The sequence below is a fragment of the Mycolicibacterium wolinskyi genome (genome assembly GCF_002101965.1).
GTDB classification, from domain to species: Bacteria; Actinomycetota; Actinomycetes; order Mycobacteriales; family Mycobacteriaceae; genus Mycobacterium; species Mycobacterium wolinskyi.
This window is the reverse complement of sequence record NZ_LQQA01000033.1, coordinates 26,845-49,259: the sequence shown is the minus strand read 5'-3', so window position 1 is coordinate 49,259 and position 22,415 is coordinate 26,845. Positions and strand designations below refer to the sequence as shown.

Sequence of the window (22,415 nt, the reverse complement as noted above, 5' to 3'; positions counted from 1 at the left end):
GGCCAACTCTAGGAACCTTCGATGGCAAACTTGTTACGGCTGCATCAATGCTGAGATCTAGTGTGTCCACACAAGGATCGTCACGAGGTCCACGCTCAGTCCTGTAGCCAACCGTGGTGTCCGATCACCGCGACGGCAGCCGTGGCTGCGGCCGCGGTGAACACCGGGATGCTGATGTGGATCTTCATCATCAAGGCGCCCGTTAGCGCGCCGGCGAAGATCGCCAGGATCGCCCAGAGCCGCCGATGTTTCAGCCAGGCCCACCCGGGCATGAAGAGCGTTTCGCTCGCGTACGCCGTAATCGTCGACGTGACAACCACTGTCGTCATGTCGGTGACCGCGAGTACCCGCGCGGTCGCCGCCTGCGCGCCCATCAACAGTGCGATGGTGCCCGCGCACACGATGCCACCGGGCCCGGCGCCCGCGATATCCCAGACTGCCATCGCCACCCCGACCGCGGTGAGGATTCCCGCGCTGCCGAGCAGGATCTTGGTGACGGCCGGCGGCCACACGCCGGAGTACTCGCGCAGGATGCGGCCCGCGAGTGCCGCTCCCGCGACGTATGCACCGAGCGCGAGCAGAGGCCCGACGACCGGAAGATCGTCTTCCGCCGCCACGCCCATACCGAGGATCACGATGTTGCCGGTCATGTTTCCGGTGAAGATGCGGTCGAGGCCGAGGTAGCCGACGGCATCGAGCGCACCGGTCACGAACGTCAACGTCATCATCAACCACAGTCGCAGATGACGCTGGCGGGAAACCGATTTCAGAACGATGACCGACTCCTTTCTCGATTACGCGCTCGGTTACCTCTGCACCTGCTCCCAGCGGTGCCGCGGATAGTTCGCGACGACGGCGGCTCCATCAGAACGTGGGTCCGAGGCCGCGGTCATCGCGCCTTCGGCGCCGATGGAGATGAGGTTGGCCTGGCCCAGGCTCTCCGAGTGCGGGGCCATCTCCATGTCCGGTAAGCCGCCGCGGGTCAACGCTTCCCGCGCGGAGCCGGACAGATCGGCCTCCCAGCTCACGGTGTCGCGCGTGGTTCCCTCGTGTTGCAATCCGACGATCGCTCGCGGTGCCGACACGGCCGACTCGACGTTCTCGCCTGCCAGCGCGCGCAGCAGCAGTTGCGCGAGGATCTGGGGCTGGCCCTGCCCGCCCATCGTCGCAAGCACGTGGCGCACTTTGCCCTCGTGTGTCGTCATCGCCGGCATCAGCGTGTGCACCGGTCGTTTACGGGGCGCGAGCACGTTGGGGGACGCCGGATCCAGGGAGAAGCTCGTCCCGCGATTGTGGAACAGCACGCCGGTGTCGGGGTCGATCAGCCCGGAGCCGAAGGCGTGATACACGCTCTGGATCAACGAGACGGCATACCCATCGCTGTCCGCCGCGGCGATGCCCACGGTGTCGCCGTACGGCACGAGCGCGCGATCATGTTCCGCCTCGACCTCGGCCTCAACCACGTCGGGCCCAACCGTCAGAAGCCGCTCGACATCGACGTCGACGCATCGCGGATCGGCCAGATCACTTGTGCGGAGCTGGTTTCCACGCCGGAAGATCTGCATGAGCGTACCCAGTCCGGCCCCGAGGGGGTCGGTCAGGCCGAGCTTGTCGATTGCGTGCAGCGCACGCAGGAGAATAAACCCGTGCGAGTTCGGTGGGCTCGTCAGCACGGTGAGTCCGCGGAAGCTCATCGCGATCGGATCGGTGATGTCGGGTTCGAAATCCGCGAAATCCGCACCGGTCAGACACGATCCGTGCGCCCGCAGGTAGTGGACCATCCGTTCGCCGAGGGCGCCCGTATAGAAACCATCCGGGCCGGACACGCTCAATTGCGCCAGTGTCTCGGCCAGGGCGGGTTGCCGGAAGGTCTCACCGGTGCGCAGCGGCTTACCTGCCGGCCGGAAGACGCGGTCGAAATCTGCGGTGCCGAACAGATCGACGTTCTCGGGGTGGTTGATGTGCGCGGTCAGCGACGGCGCAACGGCAACGCCGTGTTCGGCATAGTGCTGTGCGGGTGCGAGGGTGCGTTCCCAGGCGAGTTGGCTGCCCAGCTTGCGCAGCGCCTGCCAACCGCGCACCGCTCCGGGGACCGTCACGGCGTCGGCACCCCGTGCGGGTAGCCAGGTTCCGTGTTGGGCACGCATCGCCGCGGCGTCGGCTGCCGCGCCGGACCACCCCGAGGCGTTGATGCAGCGCACCGCACCGTCGGGGGTACGCACCAGCGCGATGAGGTCTCCGCCCAGCGCAACGTTGTGCGGGTACACCACGGTGAGTACCGCGGCCGCGGTGATGGCGGCGTCGATCGCATTGCCGCCCTGCGCTATTGCCCGCATCCCGGCGTCGGTGGCCAGTGCGTGCGGCGTGGCGAGTGCACCGGTGAACGACATCGGATTCGTTGATGACGGCACGATGGACTTCTCCTTCATGGCTGGTCGCAAGGGACAGCCGGTGGGGTCCGGCAACTGCCGGACGTCGTGAGGACCTCGGTTCGGCGCTGCTGGCGCCCGCTGCTGGACTCGTCAGTGAAACGTGGAGAGAAATGCCCTCGTTCGGTCGCTGCTGGGGTTGCTGAAAATGAGCTCAGGCGAGGCGTCCTCGATGATGCGGCCGTTGTCCATGACCACGATCCGGTCGGCCACGTCGCGCGCGAAGCGCATCTCGTGGGTCACCAGAACCATCGTCATGTGTTCTTTCGCCAATTCGCGCATCACGGCGAGCACTTCGCCGACCATCTCGACGTCCAGCGCACTCGTCGGCTCGTCGAACAGCATCACCTTCGGGCGCATCGCGAGCGCGCGGGCGATCGCGACGCGCTGCTGCTGGCCTCCGGACAACTGGCTCGGGCGTGCATCCGCCTTGTGCGCGAGACCGACGCGATCAAGCAACTCGATGGCGTCCTGCAGCGCCTTGTCCTTGGGGGTGCCGAGCACCCGCACGGGCGCATTCCAGACGTTCTCGGCCGCTGTCATGTGCGGAAAGAGGTTGAAATGCTGAAAGACGAAACCGATTTCGCGCCGGCGCCGGGCGAGCTCGGCCGTGCCGACCCGCTTCCGGTTGGTCAGGCCGCGGTGGCCGATCGGTACACCGGCGATGAGAATCTCGCCGCTGTCGAGTTCCTCCAAGTGATTGAGCGACCGCAGCAGCGTGGTCTTTCCGGCTCCGGAGGGGCCGATCAGAACCACGACCTGGCCGCGCATCACGTCGAGCGACACGTTGTCGAGGACGCGCCGTCCCCCTAGGGTGCAGCATGCGTCGCGCACCTGCACGATGGGCTGTTCGACCGTCGAACTCATCTGAGTACTCATTCCCGCCTCACGCCTGTGGCTGTAATGTCGCTGCATTGCTGCCTTTTCGCCCGCCGAGCAATCGCTGTGTGATGCGCACCGGCTGGTCGATCCCCAGCTGGCGCGCCAACCGGTTCTCGATGGCGGCCTGGATGAACGTCCAGATCGTCGTCAGTGCCAGGTAGTAGATCGCCGCCACCATGAAGATCTCGAAGGTGAAGAACGTCGCCGAGCTGATCGACTGTGTGACCAGGAAGAGCTCACTGACACCGATCACGCTCAACACCGACGTCGTCTTCATCAAACCGTTGAATGTGTTCCCGAGGGGCGGGACCATGACCCGCAGCGATTGCGGGACGATGATCCACCGCATCACCTTGCTGGGGCGCATACCCAGCGAGGCTGCCGCCTCGAACTGACCCTTGGGCACCGAATCCAGGCCCGCACGGACGATTTCGGCGATGTAGGCACTTTCGTGGATCATCAACCCGACGATGGCGGCTTGGACGGCGGCCTTCACCGAGATACCGACGAAGCTGACGTCATGGAACTCGTAGAGGCCCACGGCGGCCAGGCCGGTGTAGATCACCACCAGCTGGACGAGCAACGGCGTGCCGCGGATGACCCAGATGTAAAAGCCGGCGAACCACCGCAACGCGGCGATATGAGACCGCCTCATGAGCGCGATGACGAGTCCCAACACCGTCGCCAAGACCATGGCGACCACTGAGATGACGATGGTGAGTACCAGGCCGTCCAGGAAGGGCTCACTCGGTGTGAGCAGGCTCTTCCAGAAGAAATCCCAATCGAAATTCACTGTGTTGCCTGCCGGTTACTTCTGGATGCTCAGGTCGGTCTGACCCCACTGCGCAAGGATCTCGTCATAGGCGCCGCTGTTCTGCAGTTCGGTCAGCGCCTGTTGGATCGCGTCATGAAGGGCGGTGTTGCCCTTGAGCGTCGCGGCACCGATCTTGATCGTGCCGAACGGCTCGCCGGCCATCTGGATCTTGGCGCCGGTCTTGGTCTCGTAGTAGCCGAGGGTTTCCGCAGTATCCAGGAAGGCATCCACCTGGCCGGTCTGAACCTGCTGCAGCGATACCGCCGCGTTGCTGTTCCGGCTGATGTCGACCGGCTCTTTGCCTGCCGCCGTGCACTTTTCGGACTGTTCCAGGGACAGCGCTTCGGCGGTCGTGCCGACGGCAACCATGACCTTCTTGCCGCAGAGGCTCTCGTTCATCCCGGTGATGTCGGTCGCCTGATCTTCGGCGACGGCGATCCCGGTGCCCGAGTAGAGATACGGAACGAAGTCGACGACTTTTTCGCGCTCCGGTTTGATGTAGAGCTGCGCCATGATCACGTCGCACTGCTTGCCCTGCAGGGTCGGAATGACGGCGGCGAAGCCGGACTGGACGAACTCCGCCTTCAGCCCGAGTTGCCCGGCCAGCGCGTTCGCGAGGTCCACCTCGCTGCCCACCAGGTTCCCGGTCTCGTCGTGATACACCCCGGGCGGGGTTCCGTCATTGGGCGCGCACACCTTGAGCGTGCCGGCCTGCAGGATCGCCGGCGGCTGCACCTTCGGCGGGCCGGCCGACTCGGAAGGCGCGGCCGACTCCGACGACGAACAGCCCGCGAGCGCGGCCAGGCAGGCAGCGGCAAGGGCGATGGTGATCTTCTTCATGGGTTCCTCCTGTGGGGCGGCGGGAACTGCGAACGGGGTGCCTATCGACCGATAGGCGTGAGGCTATCGAACGATAGGCGTCTTGTGTGCCGAATGGGTTAATTCATGTGTCGGCCGAGAAAAATCCGATCCGACAGAGGGCCGCCCGGCGACTACGCCGTGAGCGCGGCCGTCAGCGCGCCATGCGGGACGGCGCCGTCATGTCGGCGAGCCGTCGTTTCGTGGTCTCCCGCACCACAGGCAAGACCCCCGGATCGACGAGCACCGCGCGCAGCAGGAAGTCGGCGGCGTCGAGCGGGCGGCCCCGGCGGATCGGACCGTCGGGCCCACCTTGTTCCCTGATGGTTTCGAACAGCACGCCGTTGAGCGCACGCTGAAAGAAGGTCGGGTCGATTTCGACGAACTCCCCGCTGCGTTGCCCGCCGATGATCAGACTCTCGACGAGCCGGTGGAAAAGCTCGATGCCGTCGCGTTCGTCGTCGAATCCCTCCTGCGCCAGGACGGCGTCCTGGTACAGACCGCGGGAATCGAAGGGCTGCGAAAGCGCGTCCTGCACGTCGAGTGCCGCGGTCAGGTGCAGCTTTTCGGCCCACGTCGAATCCTCGCCGATGCGCTCTGAGAGCCGGTCGATCGACGGTCCGAGATCGAGCTCGATCAGTGTCCGGAAGATCGTCTGCTTGGCGTCGAAATGGTGAAACAGCGACGGCTGTCGAATGTGCACGGCCTCGGCGATATCGCGGGTCGAAGTGCCGAAGTACCCGCGTTGGGCGAACAGCGCGGAGGCGGCGAGGAGAATGCGGCCACGCGTCGACGACCAGTCAACCGGAGCCGGCCGCCAACCGTTTCCGTATTTCACGGAGCACCTCTCCCCCGGTAGCCACCGGCATCGGCGACGCGCGGCGCCGACACCGTCCTGAACGATGATTGTGGCACGGTGCGACGCCGGCGCGGCCGAGCGTGCCGTCGGTCGCCGTCACCGGCCTGCCCGGCCACTCATCTGCGCCCAGACGCCGTCGATGCGGGCGCCGAGGTCGATGTCGGCGGCCACCTCGACGAGCGCGGCAGCCACGATCGACGCCGGCGCCCGGTCGAGTACGACCAGTCCGATCGCCGGGCGCGGGCCGTGCTGGACCATCGGCCGTGCGACGAAACCCGGTGGCACGCCCAGCTGCGGCAGCCATGCGGTCGACGCGATGGTCGCGCGCTGTGAATTCGCCACATGCGCGTAGAGCGCGTCGACCGAATCCGCCTCGACCGCTGGCCGGAAGTTGACGCCTTCGGCGGCCATGTTGGCGTCGAGTATGCGGCGGTTGCGCATCGTCGGCGTCAGTACGCACAGCTCCAGCGTCGCCGCATCCGACCACGCGACCTTCGACTCGCCCATCAGCGGATGATCCGCCGGAGCCACCAGAACGTATTGCTCCCGGTACATCTCGACCAGTTTCGTGCCGGGAGGCGCTTCGTCGTCGAGATACGTCAGGCCGCCGTCGATCTCGAAATCGGCCAGCCGCCTGGCGATTTCGCGTGACGACAGTGCCTCGATACGTACCGAGGCGGCCGGGTTGCGCTGAAGGAATTCCGCGGTGACGAACGGACTGGCGGGCACGGCCGTCGGAATCGCACCCAGTCGGGCGGTAACCGTCAACCGCCCCCGCATGCGGTCGATGTCGGCCAGCATGTCGTCGCGTTCGGCGACGATCCGCTGCGCCCACGCCACGACCCGGCGTCCCTCCTCGGTGAAACCCTCGAAGCGGTGTCCCCGCTGCACGATGACGATGCCCAACTCGCGCTCCAGCCGGCGGATGGCCACCGACAGCGTCGGCTGACTCACGTGACACCGTGCGGCCGCTCGCCCGAAATGCCGCTCGGTCGCCAGCGCGAGCAGGTAGTCGAGGTGCTGCAGCAGCACGTCGTTGGCCATCGGTCACCTGCACTCTCGGTCGCTCGATAGATAGCATCTATCACTGCATGTGAAATACCAATCCCCACCACCTGCCATTGAGTGCGGGCCCGCGTTCGGGACGGCTAAGTTTGGAACCATGAGCCGCGGCACCGACTACCAAGCCGACTACGACGACCACGACGTCATCACCACCGGCGCCAAGGACGAAGCGGCCGGCGTCAACGCCGTGATGGTGTCGATGCAGCGGGCAATCGAGCAGATGGGGCCGTTGCGGACCGCGGCCGCGTTGACCCGGCTCAACCAGCGCCACGGCTTCGACTGCCCGGGCTGCGCGTGGCCCGAGGAACACGGCGGCCGCAAACTCGCCGAGTTCTGCGAGAACGGCGCGAAAGCCGTGGCGGAAGAGGCCACCAAACGCGTGGTGACGCCGGAGTTCTTCGCGCGCCACACCATCGCCGAACTCGACGCCAAACCCGAGTACTGGCTGTCGCAGCAGGGCCGGCTGACCCATCCGATGGTGCTCGCGCCGGGCGACGACCACTACCGGCCGATCTCCTGGGATGCCGCCTACCGGATCATCGCCGACGAACTCAACGCGCTCGGCTCACCGGACGACGCCCTCTTCTACACCTCCGGCCGCACGAGCAATGAAGCCGCGTTCCTCTACCAATTGCTGGTCCGCAGCTATGGCACCAACAACCTGCCGGACTGCTCCAACATGTGCCACGAATCCTCGGGCACCGCGCTGATCGAATCGATCGGCATCGGCAAGGGATCGGTGACAGTCGAGGACCTCACGCTGGCGGACGTGATCCTCATCGCCGGACAGAATCCCGGAACCAACCATCCGCGCATGCTGTCCATCCTGGAGAAGGCGAAGGCCAACGGCGCCAAGATCATCGCCGTGAACCCGCTGCCCGAGGCCGGGCTGATCCGGTTCAAGGACCCGCAGAAGGTCAACGGCGTTGTCGGGCACGGTGTCCCGATCGCCGACGAGTTCGTGCAAATCCGCATCGGCGGCGACATGGCGTTGTTCGCCGGGCTCGGCCGGCTGCTCCTGGAAGCCGAGGACAATGCGCCCGGCACCGTCGTCGACCGCGAGTTCATCGCCGCGCACTGCGCCGGTTTCGACGAGTACGCCGCCCAGACCCGCGCGGTCGACCTGGACGTCGTCACCGACGCCACCGGAATCGACCGGGCCCAACTGCAACGGGTCGCCGACATGCTCATCGCATCGCAGCGCACGGTGGTGTGCTGGGCCATGGGGCTGACGCAGCAGACCCACGCGGTCGCCACGATCGGTGAGGCGACCAACCTGCTGTTGATGCGCGGCATGATCGGCAAGCCCGGTGCCGGTGTGTGTCCGGTGCGCGGCCACTCCAACGTCCAGGGCGACCGCACGATGGGCATCTGGGAGAAGATGCCGGAGGCGTTCCTGTCGGCGCTCGACAGTCGATTCGGCATCGTAAGCCCGCGCAGGCACGGCTACGACACCGTCGACGCGATCCGCGCCATGCGCGACGGCCGGGCGAAGGTGTTCATCGGCATGGGCGGCAACTTCGTCTCGGCCACCCCCGATACCGAGGTGACCGAGGCCGCGCTGCGCAGTTGCAGTCTCACCGTTCAGATTTCGACGAAACTCAACCGCAGCCATCTCGTGCACGGCAGCACGGCGCTGATCCTGCCGACGCTGGGCCGCACCGACCGCGACATCATCGACGGACGTAAGCAGCAGGTGTCGGTCGAGGACTCGATGTCAATGGTGCACCTGTCCCGCGGCAGCCTGCATCCGCCCAGCGACCAGTTACGCAGCGAGGTCGCGATCGTCTGCCAACTCGCGCGCACCCTCCTCGGCCCCGATCACCCCGTGCCGTGGGAGACCTTCGCCGCCGACTACGACACCGTTCGCGATGCGATCGCCGCCGTCGTGCCGGGCTGCACGGATTACAACAAGCGGGTGCGCCGGCCCGACGGGTTCCAGTTGCCGCACCCGCCGCGGGACTCTCGCGAATTCCCCACCACCACAGGTAAAGCCAACTTCGCGGTCAACCCACTGGAGTGGGTCGAGGTGCCCGAGGGCAGGCTGGTGCTGCAGACCTTGCGCAGCCATGATCAGTACAACACCACCATCTACGGTCTCGACGACCGTTATCGCGGTGTGAAGGGCGGCCGGCGCGTGGTGTTCGTCAACCCGTCCGACATCGAGCGGCTGGGATTGCGGCCGGATGACCGGGTCGATTTGATCTCGGAGTTCGACGGCCAGGAGCGCCGGGCCAAGGACTTCCTCGTGGTCCCCTACTCCACCCCGGCGGGCAATGCCGCGGCCTACTACCCCGAGACCAATCCCCTCGTGCCGCTTGACCACACCGCGAAGAAGTCGAACACGCCGGTGTCCAAGGCGGTCGTCATCAGGCTCGAACGGCGCGAGGGAGGCGCACGGTAGTGGGCCGCGTGACCGCGCGCCGCCGCGCACATCACGTCACGGCAGACCATGCCGTCGCCCGGCCGGAGACACTCGTCGTCGAGGAGCCGCTGGAGATCCGGCTCAACGGCACGCCCATCACCGTCACGATGCGCACGCCCGGATCCGATGTCGAGTTGGCACAAGGCTTTCTGCTCACCGAGGGCATCATCCGGCAGCGCGACGATCTGCTGACGGTGCGGTACTGCCGGGGCGCCACCGAGGAATCCGGCGTATCGCAGAACACCTACAACGTGCTAGACGTGACGCTGGCACCCAGCGTTCCCGAGCCCGATGTCGATGTCACCCGCAACTTCTACACGACGTCGTCCTGCGGTGTGTGCGGGAAAGCCTCGCTCGATGCGGTGCGGCTCATCAGCCGACATTGCCCGGGCGACGACCCCTCGACTGTGGCGGCCGAGACCCTGTCGGCCATGCCCCACCAATTGCGCGATGCGCAAAAGGATTTCGCCAGCACCGGTGGACTCCACGGCGCCGCACTGTTCACCGTCGACGGCACCATGCTCGTCGTCCGGGAAGACATCGGCAGGCACAATGCGGTGGACAAGGTGATCGGCTGGGCGCTCGAACAGAACCGGATACCACTGACCGGCACCGTGCTGTTGGTCAGCGGCCGCGCATCGTTCGAGCTCACCCAGAAGGCGGTCATGGCCGGCATCCCGGTGCTCGCGGCCGTCTCGGCTCCGTCGTCGCTTGCCGTGGATCTGGCCAGCCAGTCCGGCCTCACGCTGGTCGCATTCCTGCGTGGCGAGTCGATGAACGTCTACACGCGTCCCGACCGTGTGACGCATTGACGGAAAGGCCGTCCGAGGGCTGACGCGGAAAACCGCACTCTACCTGCAATCTCCACCCGTTCTCCACGAAACCTCCAAGCTCGCCCACCCGGTGATCGCCGACGATCGGATCAACGTCGGACCGCACAGATCACCGCAAAGGGGAGCCCACGATGGCGGACATTCTCATCGCCGCACTTTCACCACTCGGACATATCGGACCACTACTGACGGTGGCGCGCGGGTTGGTGGATCGGGGTGACCGGGTGACCGTGCTGACATCGGCCAAACACGCGCCCGCGATCCGGGCGGCCGGAGCCGCCCCATCGGCGCTGCCCACCGAGGCCGACCTCGACGCCACCCGGCTCGACGCGGACAATCCCGGCAGGGCGCAGACGTCGGGTATCAAACGCGTCAACTTCGACATCATCCACTTCTTCGTCGCCCCGATGGCACATCAAGCCGATGCGTTGACCAAACTGTTGGCGCGCAACCACTACGACGCGGTGATCGCCGACTACGGCTTCTTCGGCATCATGCCGTTCCTCCTCGGCGACCGGAAGAACACGCCGCCGATCCTGGCCTACTCGACCACGCCGCTGATGGTGAGCAGCCGAGACACCGCGCCGAGCGGGCTGGGGCTTCCGCCGTCATCGACGCGGCTCGGACGGCTGCGCAATCGTGGCCTCAATCTCCTGACGCAGGGGGTGCTGTTGCGTCCGGCGCAGAACGCGGTGAAGGAGCAGCTTCACCGGATGAACTCCCGCGCATTGCCGACCTTCGTCTTCGACGCCGCCGTGCTCGCCGACCGGCTGATCGTTCCCACCGTCCACGAATTCGACTACCCGCGGAGCGATCTGCCGGCCAACGTGCGCTACGTCGGCGCCGTGCATCCGGCGCCCAGCCATGCCTTCCAGCCGCCCACCTGGTGGGGACAGCTCGATGCCGGCCGGCCGGTCGTGCACGTCACGCAGGGCACCGTCGACAACGCCGACCTCGGCCGGCTACTCGAACCGACGATCGAGGCACTCCGCGACGAAGACGTCACAGTGGTCGCCACCACCGGCGGGCGCGACATCGACCTGCTGAAGGTCGCGGTCCCGTCGAACACCTTTGTCGCCGAATACATTCCACATGACGTGTTGCTGCCGAAGGTCGACGTGATGGTGACCAACGGCGGCTACGGCGCGGTCCAGCGCGCATTGTCCACCGGCGTGCCGCTGGTGGTGGCAGGCAACACCGAAGACAAACCAGAGGTGGCCGCGCGGGTGGCCTGGACGGGCGCGGGCATCAATCTGCGCACCGGCACCCCGTCCCCGGATGTCATCCGGCGCGCGGTCCGCGACGCGCTCGCCGACGATCGCTATCGCAACCGTGCGCGCGGACTCGAGGCGGCTTTCGCTCAGCGGGACGGTGTGGCCGAGATCGGCGTGCTCGTCGACGAGGTCATCGCCGAGCGCCAGCCCGTTGCGACATGAGCTGCGCCGATCCGTTCTGCCGCCCGCCGTCGACGACCGTGGCGCGATCAAGCCCAAGCAGTCACGATGTCAACCTTGTCCACGATCGCCGTATCGACCAGGTCACTGAACCGTGGTGGCGCTTGGACCATTCTCTCTTGGTACAGGATTCGCATCCATCGACGGGTAGCTTCGGGGTCGATTCGCACCGTGTCCCAGGTGTGTGAACGCAGCATCCGTGCACATGCCCGCTCGAGAGGGGCCGGCGGCATCGACGGCCAGTGTTCTGAGATCAACGGAGTGAGGTCAGTGGGCGCCACCGACTTGAGGAGTCGCATCGATTCCTGCAGCGCTGCCGTGAAGTCCAGCAGACGTTCTGTGAGTTCACCGAAACGGTCGCTGCGGCAGTAGTACACACTGTTGGGTCCCAGGCCGCCCGATTCGGTGTAGTCGTTGGCGATGAACCCAGTTCGACGGCTCTGCACCATTTCGGCGGTAGTGAGATCCAGGACGATGGCGTCACCGAGGCCGGACTCGAATAGTTCGACGAACATAGGCGTGGACAGATCCCGCAAAAACGTGATGGACGCGGGGTCCACGCCCGCTTCCCGGATCAGTCCGGCGGTGAAGGCATAGGGGGCGCTGCCCCCTATGCCCGGCGCCAGAACCGTGCACCCGACGAGGTCTGACCAGGCGAAGTCGGGCTGCTCTTCGCGCGTCACCAAAGCCTTGGGGAATTGATGGTTCACTTGAGCGAAAACAGTGAGCTCACGCGGAGTTCCGCAGTACATGGCCGGCACCCACAGACCACCCAGCGCGATATCGGCTGCGCCGCTGTCCAAGTCGTCGACCACCCTCGTCCATGGGTCGCAGGCCGTGGCATTGACCTGCAAACCACGGTCGGCGAACAAGCCGAGGTGTTCGGCGTAGTACTGCGGCAGATAGTTCAGCGCGTGCGCGGTGGCAGAGATGTTGAGTGCCGGCATGTTCCAGATTCCTTTCGGTTGGTGTGGTCAGGCGGGGACAGGAACAGGTTTTTCGCTGACCGCCTCCAGCGACTTTCCGAATGTCTCCGGCCCGAAACGGGCAGCGACCACGAGCAGGGCGTACATGATCGCGATCATGATGAACACGCCGGGAACGCCGGCGCGATCGAAGAAGAACAGTGCGGCGAAGGGCATTACCGCACCTGCGACGTTGCCGATCCCGTTGACGACTGAGGCACCCATGGCGCGTACCGACGTCGGGAAGAGTTCCGGTGACCACACAGAGAGCATAGTGTTGAGCATCATCGTGAAGAACTGAAAGATCATGCCTAGCACCAGGATCAGCGTGGTCGAGGTGGCGAAGGCTGCGAAGGAGATCGCCGATATGCACCCCAGGATGGCGGCACAAGTCACGGTCAGACGCCGTGGCGCTTTGCCGGCCAGATAAGACGCGGCGCACGCGCCGAACAGCGAGCCGATGTTCATGATCATCGTGAAGGCCAGCGAGTCCTGCAGGGAGTAACCGCGCGAAACCAGCAGGATCGGCATCAGAAACAACAGGGTGACCTGGGCACCGAACGACATCCACGATGCTGCGCCGATCGCGGCGGTGCGGCGCAGGTTCTGTCCCTTGAACACCTCGACGTAACTGCTCTTGGTCTGCACCGGGATGTCGTCGATCGTGACGAATTGCTTTGTGGCGCCGGGATTTCGAAGACCGGCAATGCTGCCCGATGCCAGTCGGGTGAGGCTCCTGTTGGCATCGTCGACGCGGCCCTGCGACAACAGGTAGCGAGGCGACTCCGGCAGGTAACGACGGAAGAAGACCACCAACACCGCAGGTACAGCCAGAATGACGTATGTCCACCGCCAAGCGGAGTCGTTGCCGCCAAGTGCACCGTTGAGCGGCCCCAGAACCAGCCAGAAGAACCCGAAAGAGGCGATATTGCCGATGCCGCCGGATGAGATGTTCAATGTGGCCAACAACGTCCCGCGATGCCGCGTCGCGACTATTTCGGCCAATATGGCCAAGCCGACTGTGAATTCACCGCCGAGTCCGATGCCGACGACAAAGCGGCTGGCCAGCAGCATCTCGTAATTGACTGCGGCAGCGCTGACGAGCCCGCCCAGGGTGTAGATGAGCAGGTTCAGACTCAGCGCGGTACGCCGGCCCCACCGATCGGCGATGTAGCCGCCGATCAACCGCCCGACGAGACCGCCGACGACGGTTGCCGTGTTGATCATCGTCAGCTCGGCGTTGCCGATACCGAAGGACTCTTTGAGCAGTGGACCCATGGCACCGGTGGAATTCTGCTCAAGGGAGTCGAAGAACAGACCTGCCATCAAGAGCAGGATCACGACGGTCTGGACGCGACCGAATCCGATTCGATCCAGTGCCGCGCTCAGACCGGACGGCGTAGTCGGTTCAGGATCAGGTTTCTCATCCAGAACGGTGGGCAGGCGAAGAGTTGGGCGAAACATGGGCATGGCAGTGGCTCCTGGCGACGAGGAAACGACACCGACACTGGTTGCGTCGGTGAGCAGACCTCAAGTCGTCATCGGCCTGGGATCACGCTGACAATTTTGTATACGACCCTCATTACCTATCCATTACCCATCTGGGCATTGTTGTTACATCTGGGAAAATCTGCCCCAGATTGTAATACGATCCGAGGGTTACTCAGCCGGATGATCGAATTTCTCGCCGAAGTAGCGCTCGTCCCGCTGAAGATGCTCATCCATCAGATAGCCGGCCTGGACCACTGCCCCGTTGACGATGGCCAGCGCCAATACCCGGTGATCGGTCAACGACGCGTCAGGGTTGTGCCCCAAACCCCACTGCACGCGCCGATTCACGTGGGCAAGCATCTCGACCAGCTGGCGGTTACCCGAGGCCGTGGCCACCAGGTCGTGAAACGGGGTCTCGTCGTGGTCGCTTGGTTTGTTCTCGGCGATCGCCGCGAGCTTGTCGGCCACGTCGCCGCCTCGATTCTGCGCCGCGAGTTGCGCGGCCAGAATCTCCAGCCCGCGCCTGATCTGCAACAGCTCCCGGCTGTCCTGGATCAAGGTTTCCGACACCGCCGCGCCGCGGTAGCGGACGATGCTGACGAACCCTTCGGACTGCAACCGAGTCAGGGCCTCCCGCACCGGAACTCGCGATACTCCGTAGCGTTTGGCGATCGCCTCCTCGACCAACCGCTCCCCTGGCGACAGCCGGCCCGCGAGAATATCTTCCCGCAGCGCATGTGCGATCGAATCGCCGGTCGACTCCACACGCGATAACCGTTCAGCCACAACCGAAGCCTAGCCCCCCAAGTCACGTCCGAGCGTTGACGAGATGAGCTGCGCCGATCCGTTCTGCCGCCCGGTCGAGCCCGCTGTCGGACCCGTCGACCGAAACCCAGGCGACGTGCCCGTCGGGCCGTACGAGCACCGCGGGCGGGATCGGCACGCGACCGAAGAGTGGCACGCGCCAACTCGCGCCGATGGGTATGGCCTCGACCGCGTCGCGGCCGAGCCCCGCGCCGAAGTCGATGAGCACCGGCCGCGCTTCGTGCAGCAGCTCGTAGAGTCGGCGCAGCGTGCCGCCGACTCTGATGTCGCAATCCGGGATTCGCCGCCCGACGAGCACGTGGTCGGCGTCGGACCCGTAGCTGACATCGAGGCCTGAGATCGCCGCGCCGACACGCTCGTTGACCGCGTCGATGTCGAGCAGCCCGCGGAACGTATCGCGCATCGCGGTCACATTGGCGCCACCGGCCAGCAACGCCGTCTGCGCCCTGGTGTTCTCCAGGACCCGCTGCGCAACCGGGTGACGCTCATCGTGATAGGTGTCGAGGAGTTCGCGGCTCGCGTCACCCCGGATGACGGCCGCAAGCTTCCAGCCCAGATTCGTGGCGTCTTGGATACCGAGGTTCATGCCCTGCCCACCCAGCGGTGGATGGATGTGCGCGGCATCGCCGGCCAGGAACACCCGCCCGGAGCGGTAGCTCGTGGCTTGGCGGGACACGTCGGCGAATCGCGACAACCACACCGGCGAGTGGACGCCGAAGTCCTTGCCCGCCACGGTGTTCAGCGCCGTTCGTAGGTCGTCGAGACCAAGCTCGCCCTTCTGTTCGGAGGGCTCGTACTCGGTCACCATGACGCGCTGCCAGGTCTGGCCCGACAACTGCCCGAACGGCAGGAACGTGACCACGCCGGTGTCCGTGCGCTCCAGGAAGGTCCGCCCCGGCGGCGGGTCTCCGACTTCGACATCACCGAGAAGCGTGACGAACTCGGCGTCGGTGCCCTCGAACGGGATTCCCGCGAGCCCGCGGACCGCGCTACGGCTGCCGTCACATCCGGCGACGTAATCGGCACGCCGTCGCTGCGGGCCGTCCGGCCCTGCGGTGGTGACGACGACGCCGGTCGCGTCCTGCTCGAGTCCGGTCACCTCCACGCCCCACTGCACGGTCACGCCGAGTTCGGCGGCGAACCGCTCCAGCACACTCTCGGTCTCGGTCTGCATGATGGCCAGCGTGTAACCCCGCCGGGTCGGAAGCGCGGACATGTCGAGCCGTATCCCGGAGAAATGGCCGGCGTCCATCGGTGTGCCCTGCGCTTCGAACGCGTCCAGCATGCCGCGCTGGTCGAACACCTCCATGGTTCGCGCGTTCACGCCGGCCGCGCGTGACGTCCCGGCACGTTCTCGGGCGCGGTCGACGAGTTCGACCGATACCCCGCCGCGGGCGAGCTCACCGGCCAGCATCAACCCCGTGGGCCCTGCTCCGACAACAACCACATCCGCCATCTCAACCTCCCTCTAACGATGTTAGGGAAAACTCTAACAGTGTTAGGGTGACCCGTGTGGCGCCCAAATTGAACCGCGATGTCATCGCCCGCACCGGGCTCGATCTGCTGGGCGAGCACGGGCTCGACGGGTTGTCGATGCGCATCCTCGCCAACGCACTCGGCGTTCAGGCGCCCACGCTGTACTGGCACGTGAAGAACAAGCGGGAATTGCTCGACATGATGGCCGACGTCATCGCAGGCGAGATCGGCGAGCGGCTCAGGCCACGGCGGCCCGACGAATCGGCGCACGACTGGCTCGCCGAGGTGGCGAGGGCGATCCGGGCCGCGTTGCTGGCCTACCGCGACGGCGCCAGGGTGTTCGTCGGCTCGGCGACCCCGTCCGCCCGGCCCGCCAACGAGTTGGCGCTGCGCGAATTACAGGCCGCCGGATTCGATCTGGACGCCGCAGCGCGCGCCGTGCTGACCCTGCTGCACTACGTCACCGGCAGCACCATCGAGGAACAGGCGCGCCGCGGCCTCGACTACGACGACAATCCGTACCGCAACGCGTACCTGTTGAACGCCAAGCACTTTCCCCTCGGCGCGCAGGTGCGGGACGTGTTGTTCAACCCCGATGCCGACGCGTCGTTCGAAGCGGGCCTGAGGGTCGTGCTCGCCGGCATCAGTGCGACGTTAGGACCGCGAGCAGACGCGTGAGTACCCCTTGGCGGCCGATTCCGGGTACCTGCGCGTCTGCTCGTGGGAGAGTCTCAGGCGCTCTTGTCGCGCCGCTCGGTGCGAGACGGCTTGCGCGGCACGATGGTCGGCAGCACGTTGTCCTGCACGGTCTCCTTGGTCACGACGACCTTGGCGACGTCGTCGCGGCTCGGGATGTCATACATCACCGGCAGCAGGACCTCTTCCATGATCGCGCGCAACCCGCGGGCGCCGGTGCCGCGGTGAATGGCCTGATCGGCGATGGCCTCAAGTGCGTCGCCGGTGAACTCGAGCTCGACGCCGTCCATCTCGAACAGCCGCACGTACTGCTTGACGAGCGCGTTCTTGGGCTCCGAGAGGATCTTGACCAGCGAGTCCTTGTCCAGGTTGGTCACCGAGGCGACGACAGGGAGCCGGCCGATGAACTCAGGGATCAGACCGAACTTGATCAAGTCCTCGGGCATGACCTCGGCGAAGTGGTCCTGCGTGTCGATCTCGGCTTTGGACCGCACCTCGGCACCGAAGCCGAGGCCGCGCTTGCCGACGCGATCGGAGACGATCTTCTCCAGCCCGGCGAACGCACCCGCGACGATGAACAACACGTTGGTGGTGTCGATCTGGATGAATTCCTGATGCGGGTGCTTACGCCCGCCCTGCGGCGGCACCGAGGCCTGCGTGCCCTCAAGGATCTTCAGCAGAGCCTGTTGCACGCCCTCGCCGGACACGTCGCGGGTGATCGACGGGTTCTCGCTCTTGCGGGCGATCTTGTCGACCTCGTCGATGTAGATGATGCCCGTCTCGGCGCGCTTGACGTCATAGTCGGCGGCCTGGATGAGCTTGAGCAGAATGTTCTCGACGTCCTCACCGACGTAGCCGGCCTCGGTCAGCGCGGTCGCGTCGGCGATCGCGAACGGGACGTTGAGCATCTTGGCCAGCGTCTGCGCGAGGTAGGTCTTGCCGCAACCGGTGGGGCCGAGCATCAAGATGTTGGACTTGGTCAGCTCGACCGGCTCGGAACGGGAGTCGCGGGACTTCTCCCCCGCCTGAATCCGCTTGTAGTGGTTGTACACCGCTACCGCGAGCGTCCGCTTCGCCGTGTCCTGACCGATGACGTAACCCTCGAGGAACTCGCGGATCTCCGCGGGTTTGGGCAACTCGTCGAGTTTGACGTCGTCAGCGTCGGCGAGCTCCTCCTCGATGATCTCGTTGCACAGGTCGATGCACTCGTCGCAGATATATACGCCAGGACCCGCGATGAGCTTTTTGACTTGCTTCTGGCTCTTCCCACAGAACGAGCACTTCAGCAGGTCACCACCGTCTCCAATGCGCGCCATGTGGGGAGGTCCTACTTCCTGTTCGCGGTCGGTCGTTACGCCACTCGGTGGGTCACCCCGGGCGTAAACCCGACGCTACCCGTTCGTTCCGTCACGGTGCGACCTTAAGGCCGAATCGCTCCGGTGGTATTTATCCGTGTGCAGGAGAACATATCGTTCCCGGTGGCATCCCACCCGTCGGCACGCTGTCTGTGTCCTTGGCGTGTCGCCACGGTGATGCGACAGAAGTCAAGTCACGGCATCCGAACCGTGGTGTTCGCCGGCAACCACGATACCGTGCGCCGCGTAGGCAACGGTCAGCGATTTGAGGCAAACGCCCCATGCTCTGGGCGAACATCCGGAGCAGCGTGGAGCCATGACCAAACCACGTACTCCGTTGGACGCCGCAACCGCCGTCCTGTCCGATCCGACCCTGCCCACCGGCGCCGACGAACGATTCGTCGGCTTCGGCGTCATGGGCTTTCCGTTCGCCAGCGGCCACTATCTGGCATTGCGCTACTTTCCGGCCACCACGTTCTCGCCGGGATATCGATCGGTGTGGCACCGCGGACCCGACGGCGTCTGGACGTTCTACGCCACGACGCCCGGCCAGCAGAGCTGTGCCCGGTACTTCAGTTCGGCCAGCCAGAACGACGCGGTGCAATGCGAGATCGACGTCGCATGGGTGAACCCGTGGACGCTGCTCGTCGGCATCCCGGGGCTGCTGGAATGGACCGTCGAGATCCGGTCGACCGCGTCGAGCCGCCTGGTCAGCGCCATCGGAAGAGCGCTGCCCACCCGGTCGTGGACCAATCCGGCGATGCTCGACCTCATCGGCCGCACCGCCGGAACCCTGCTGAGGGCCGGCACCGTCCAACTGGCCGGAAAGGCACCCAACGGCCAGCACTTCATGATCGCGCCGACCCAGGTGTGGTTGGCGGACGGGCACGCGGTGTTGGACGGCACCGACCTGGGCCCGCCAGGACCACTTGCCGAGCAAGCCGTCCTGGCCGACTTCCGGCCACCGCAGCGCGGGATATTCGTCGTCGGTTCGGGGCACTTCGACACGTTCGACGCGACCCGCCACCGCGCAGCTGATCGCACCGTGCTGTTCGACGGATCTGCTCCCGACCCGGGCGCATAATCGGCGAATGGCTTCGCAGCCGGCTCCGCCGGAGCCGTCGACCGGGTCACCGAGTCGAGCCGAGTTGCTGGCTGCGCTGTCGGTGGCCGTCGACCTCGGCCTGGGTCAGCCCAGCGAGCACATGCTCCGTTCGGCGCTGATCGCCACCAGACTGGCCGACCGGCTGGGCCTGACCGGGTCGCAACGCGACTGCGTCTACTACACGACGCTGATCATGTGGATCGGATGTCACGCCGACTCGCACGAATACGCGCGGTGGTTCGGCGACGACATCGCGGTGCGCCGCGACAGTTACCACGTCGACACGTCCGGGCTGCCGTTCCTGCGTTTCCTGATGAGCAATGCCGCCCGCGGCGAACCGCTGGCACACCGGCTCAGCGTGATGGCGACGCTGCTCGTCGATGCGCGCGGTCACCTGTCCCGCATGATCCACTCGCACTGCACGTCGGCGGCGCTGCTGGCCGACCGGATGGGGCTCGGGCCGGAGGTGCAGGCGGCGCTGGCCTACACGTTCGAGCGTTACGACGGCGGCGGAATGCCTGCCGGTGCACACGGTGACGACATTCCGATCCAGATGCGGGTCGCCCAGCTGGCCGAACTGGCCGAAGTGCATCACCGCACGCGCGGCGTCGCCGGTGCGGTGGCGCTCGCGCGCAGCAGGCGCGGCGGCCAGTTCGACCCACGCGTGGTCGACGTGTTCGTGCGCGATGCGGACGCGATCCTGGCCGGCCCGCCGACGGGCGACGCGTGGGCCGCCGCGCTCCGAGAGGCGCCGGACCGCCGCCAGAATCTCGACGAGCCAGGCCTGGATTCGTTGCTCATGGCGCTGGGCGATTTCGTAGATCTCAAGTGCCCGTTCACGCTTGGCCACTCACGAACCGCGGCCGCACTGGCCGCCGAGGCCGCCAGGGTTGCCGGTCTCGACGCCGACACCGTGGCGTTGGTGCGCCGGGCCGGCCACGTCCACGATCTCGGACGTATCGGGGTGTCCAACCAGATCTGGTCCAAGGCCGGGGCGTTGACGGCCGCGGAGTTCGAGCGGGTGCGCCTGCATCCGTACCTGACCGTGCGGATCCTCAGCCAGGTTCGCGGGTTGCGGCCGGTGGCTGAGCTCGCCGGCAATCATCACGAATGTCTCGACGGGTCGGGGTATCCGCGCGGTCTCACCGAGAGTGCGCTCGGTCTGCCCGACCGGGTATTGGCAGCGGCGGTCGGCTACCAATCCGGTTGTGAGCCAAGGCCCTACCGTGAACAACTGAAACCGACGGCGGCAGCGCGCCGATTACGCGAGCGGGTGACTGCCGGTGAACTCGACGCGGTTGCGGTCGAGGCGGTGCTGCACGCGGCCGGGCACCGCGCCGATCGACCGAACGTGCGACCGGACGGTCTGACCCCGCGCGAGATCGACGTGCTGCGCCTCGTCGCCCGGGGCGCGTCGAACAAAGAGATCGCACAGTCACTGGTGATCAGCCAGAAGACGGCACGCAACCACGTCGAGCGCACCTACGCCAAGATCGGCGTGTCCAACCGCATCGGCGCCAGCATGTACGCGTTGCGTCACGGTCTGGTGAATCCCGGTGGGCCCCAACGCAACTGACACGGCCCCCGGATGAACCGGGGGCCGTGTCAGTGGAACGTCGAACTCAGGCGGTCTGGGCCGACAGCTTGCGGTACTCGAGCACCGTGTCGATGATCCCGTACTCCTTGGCCTCCTCGGCCGTCAGGATCTTGTCGCGGTCGGTGTCCTTGCGGATGACGGCCGGATCCTTGCCGGTGTGGCGGGCCAGGGTGGTCTCCATCAGCGTGCGCATGCGCTCGATCTCGGCGGCTTGGATCTCCAGATCGGAGAACTGGCCCTGGATCACGCCGGACAGCGCGGGCTGGTGGATCAGCACCCGGGCGTTCGGCAGCGCGAGGCGCTTGCCCGGCGTACCGGCCGCCAGCAGCACCGCGGCAGCCGAGGCGGCCTGGCCGAGGCACACGGTCTGGATGTCGGCACGCACGTACTGCATGGTGTCGTAGATGGCCATCAGCGAGGTGAACGAGCCACCCGGCGAGTTGATGTACATCGTGATGTCACGGTCGGGATCGAGCGACTCGAGCACGAGCAGCTGAGCCATGATGTCGTTGGCCGACGCGTCGTCCACCTGCACGCCGAGGAAGATGATGCGCTCCTCGAACAGCTTGTTGTACGGGTTGGACTCCTTGACGCCGAAGCTCGAATGCTCGATGAACGACGGCAGGATGTAGCGCGCCTGCGGCTGAAGACGGGGGTCCGTGTGGTCGGTCATTTGTCGAGTCCTGCTCCTGGCCCTGAGCCGTTGACGTTGGCGTTGGTGATGATGTGATCGACGAAGCCGTACTCGAGGGCTTCCTGCGCGGTGAACCAGCGGTCACGGTCCGAGTCGGCCTCGATGCGCTCGATGGTCTGACCGGTGAACTCCGCGTTGAGGCGGAACATCTCCTTCTTGATCACCGCGAACTGCTCGGCCTGGATCGCGATGTCGGCCGCGCTACCCGTCACACCGCCGAGCGGCTGGTGCATCAGGATGCGCGCGTGCGGCAGGGCGTAGCGCTTGCCCTTGGTGCCCGCCGCGAGCAGGAACTCGCCCATCGAGGCGGCCATGCCCATGGCGTAGGTCGCGATGTCGCACGGCGCCAACACCATGGTGTCGTAGATCGCCATACCGGCGCTGATCGAGCCGCCGGGCGAGTTGATGTAGAGGTGGATGTCCTTGGTCGGATCCTCCGCCGACAGCAACAGGATCTGCGCGCACAGCCGGTTGGCGATGTCGTCGTCCACTTGGGAACCCAGGAAGATGATCCGCTCGGAGAGCAGCCGCTCGTACACCGAGTCGACAAGGTTGAGCCCCTGTCCGGCGCCACGCATGTCAGTCACGACTG

The 22,415-nt window shown here is 65.9% G+C and carries 20 protein-coding genes; 6 read left to right on the top strand and 14 right to left on the bottom strand.

Annotated features, from left to right (window positions below; all coding sequences use genetic code 11):
• Window positions 1-95: 95 nt before the first annotated feature.
• The 7 genes from AWC31_RS30500 to AWC31_RS30470 all read right to left on the bottom strand — a co-directional run bounded on the left by AWC31_RS30500 (window position 96) and on the right by AWC31_RS30470 (window position 6,886).
• Complete coding sequence (locus AWC31_RS30500) at window positions 96-725, bottom strand: YoaK family protein (RefSeq protein WP_234817053.1); 630 nt, start codon at window positions 723-725, stop codon at window positions 96-98.
• 81 nt (window positions 726-806) lie between these two features.
• Window positions 807-2,411 carry a gamma-glutamyltransferase family protein gene (locus tag AWC31_RS30495; protein WP_234817052.1) on the bottom strand — a complete coding sequence of 535 codons (1,605 nt, stop codon included), beginning with the start codon at window positions 2,409-2,411 and terminating at the stop codon, window positions 807-809.
• Between the two features lie 111 nt (window positions 2,412-2,522).
• Window positions 2,523-3,296 carry an amino acid ABC transporter ATP-binding protein gene (locus AWC31_RS30490; protein WP_085148481.1) on the bottom strand — a complete coding sequence of 258 codons (774 nt, stop codon included), beginning with the start codon at window positions 3,294-3,296 and terminating at the stop codon, window positions 2,523-2,525.
• Window positions 3,297-3,315: 19 nt separating this feature from the next.
• Window positions 3,316-4,104 carry an amino acid ABC transporter permease gene (locus AWC31_RS30485; RefSeq protein WP_085148478.1) on the bottom strand — a complete coding sequence of 263 codons (789 nt, stop codon included), beginning with the start codon at window positions 4,102-4,104 and terminating at the stop codon, window positions 3,316-3,318.
• 15 nt (window positions 4,105-4,119) lie between these two features.
• The gene (locus AWC31_RS30480) at window positions 4,120-4,965 is read right to left on the bottom strand and encodes an ABC transporter substrate-binding protein (RefSeq protein WP_085148475.1); all 846 of its coding nucleotides are present in this window, start codon (window positions 4,963-4,965) and stop codon (window positions 4,120-4,122) included.
• A 172-nt stretch (window positions 4,966-5,137) separates the two neighbouring features.
• A complete protein-coding gene (locus AWC31_RS30475) occupies window positions 5,138-5,821 on the bottom strand; it encodes a TetR/AcrR family transcriptional regulator (protein WP_085148472.1) in 684 nt (227 codons plus the stop codon).
• 117 nt (window positions 5,822-5,938) lie between these two features.
• Window positions 5,939-6,886, bottom strand: a complete 948-nt coding sequence (locus tag AWC31_RS30470; protein ID WP_085148469.1) for a LysR family transcriptional regulator — start codon at window positions 6,884-6,886, stop codon at window positions 5,939-5,941.
• A 118-nt stretch (window positions 6,887-7,004) separates the two neighbouring features.
• Here AWC31_RS30470 and AWC31_RS30465 point away from each other — a divergent pair, with 118 nt between their 5' ends.
• The 3 genes from AWC31_RS30465 to AWC31_RS30455 all read left to right on the top strand — a co-directional run bounded on the left by AWC31_RS30465 (window position 7,005) and on the right by AWC31_RS30455 (window position 11,601).
• Complete coding sequence (locus tag AWC31_RS30465; protein ID WP_085148467.1) at window positions 7,005-9,311, top strand: FdhF/YdeP family oxidoreductase; 2,307 nt, start codon at window positions 7,005-7,007, stop codon at window positions 9,309-9,311.
• On the top strand, window positions 9,311-10,144 hold the full coding sequence (fdhD, locus tag AWC31_RS30460; RefSeq protein ID WP_085148464.1) for a formate dehydrogenase accessory sulfurtransferase FdhD: 834 nt from the start codon (window positions 9,311-9,313) through the stop codon (window positions 10,142-10,144). The genes AWC31_RS30465 and fdhD overlap by 1 nt, the downstream gene beginning before the upstream one ends.
• Before the next feature lie 152 nt (window positions 10,145-10,296).
• On the top strand, window positions 10,297-11,601 hold the full coding sequence (locus AWC31_RS30455; protein WP_085148461.1) for a nucleotide disphospho-sugar-binding domain-containing protein: 1,305 nt from the start codon (window positions 10,297-10,299) through the stop codon (window positions 11,599-11,601).
• A gap of 47 nt (window positions 11,602-11,648) precedes the next feature.
• On the opposite strand, the gene AWC31_RS30450 is transcribed toward AWC31_RS30455, so the two are convergent.
• The 4 genes from AWC31_RS30450 to AWC31_RS30435 form a co-directional block, all read right to left on the bottom strand.
• Window positions 11,649-12,566 (bottom strand): ABC transporter substrate-binding protein, encoded by a 918-nt coding sequence (locus AWC31_RS30450; RefSeq protein WP_085148458.1) that lies wholly within the window; start codon window positions 12,564-12,566, stop codon window positions 11,649-11,651.
• A gap of 27 nt (window positions 12,567-12,593) precedes the next feature.
• Window positions 12,594-14,054 carry an MFS transporter gene (locus AWC31_RS30445; RefSeq protein WP_234817051.1) on the bottom strand — a complete coding sequence of 487 codons (1,461 nt, stop codon included), beginning with the start codon at window positions 14,052-14,054 and terminating at the stop codon, window positions 12,594-12,596.
• A 189-nt stretch (window positions 14,055-14,243) separates the two neighbouring features.
• A complete protein-coding gene (locus AWC31_RS30440; RefSeq protein ID WP_085148455.1) occupies window positions 14,244-14,861 on the bottom strand; it encodes a GntR family transcriptional regulator in 618 nt (205 codons plus the stop codon).
• A 22-nt stretch (window positions 14,862-14,883) separates the two neighbouring features.
• The gene (locus AWC31_RS30435; protein WP_085148451.1) at window positions 14,884-16,356 is read right to left on the bottom strand and encodes an FAD-dependent monooxygenase; all 1,473 of its coding nucleotides are present in this window, start codon (window positions 16,354-16,356) and stop codon (window positions 14,884-14,886) included.
• Window positions 16,357-16,412: 56 nt separating this feature from the next.
• Here AWC31_RS30435 and AWC31_RS30430 point away from each other — a divergent pair, with 56 nt between their 5' ends.
• Window positions 16,413-17,054, top strand: coding sequence for a TetR/AcrR family transcriptional regulator C-terminal domain-containing protein (locus tag AWC31_RS30430; protein ID WP_207626458.1), 642 nt, complete (start codon window positions 16,413-16,415; stop codon window positions 17,052-17,054).
• A 53-nt stretch (window positions 17,055-17,107) separates the two neighbouring features.
• On the opposite strand, the gene clpX is transcribed toward AWC31_RS30430, so the two are convergent.
• On the bottom strand, window positions 17,108-18,388 hold the full coding sequence (gene clpX, locus AWC31_RS30425; RefSeq protein WP_067847333.1) for an ATP-dependent Clp protease ATP-binding subunit ClpX: 1,281 nt from the start codon (window positions 18,386-18,388) through the stop codon (window positions 17,108-17,110).
• A gap of 355 nt (window positions 18,389-18,743) precedes the next feature.
• On the opposite strand from clpX, the gene AWC31_RS30420 reads away from it, so the two are divergent.
• Both AWC31_RS30420 and AWC31_RS30415 read left to right on the top strand, forming a co-directional pair.
• A complete protein-coding gene (locus AWC31_RS30420) occupies window positions 18,744-19,511 on the top strand; it encodes a hypothetical protein (protein ID WP_085148448.1) in 768 nt (255 codons plus the stop codon).
• 7 nt (window positions 19,512-19,518) lie between these two features.
• On the top strand, window positions 19,519-21,108 hold the full coding sequence (locus AWC31_RS30415; protein WP_085148445.1) for an HD domain-containing phosphohydrolase: 1,590 nt from the start codon (window positions 19,519-19,521) through the stop codon (window positions 21,106-21,108).
• A 46-nt stretch (window positions 21,109-21,154) separates the two neighbouring features.
• Here AWC31_RS30415 and clpP2 read toward each other — a convergent pair whose 3' ends face one another.
• Both clpP2 and AWC31_RS30405 read right to left on the bottom strand, forming a co-directional pair.
• Complete coding sequence (clpP2, locus tag AWC31_RS30410) at window positions 21,155-21,802, bottom strand: ATP-dependent CLP protease proteolytic subunit ClpP2 (protein WP_067847342.1); 648 nt, start codon at window positions 21,800-21,802, stop codon at window positions 21,155-21,157.
• Window positions 21,799-22,401 carry an ATP-dependent Clp protease proteolytic subunit gene (locus AWC31_RS30405; RefSeq protein ID WP_067847346.1) on the bottom strand — a complete coding sequence of 201 codons (603 nt, stop codon included), beginning with the start codon at window positions 22,399-22,401 and terminating at the stop codon, window positions 21,799-21,801. The genes clpP2 and AWC31_RS30405 overlap by 4 nt, the downstream gene beginning before the upstream one ends.
• Window positions 22,402-22,415 lie beyond the last annotated feature (14 nt).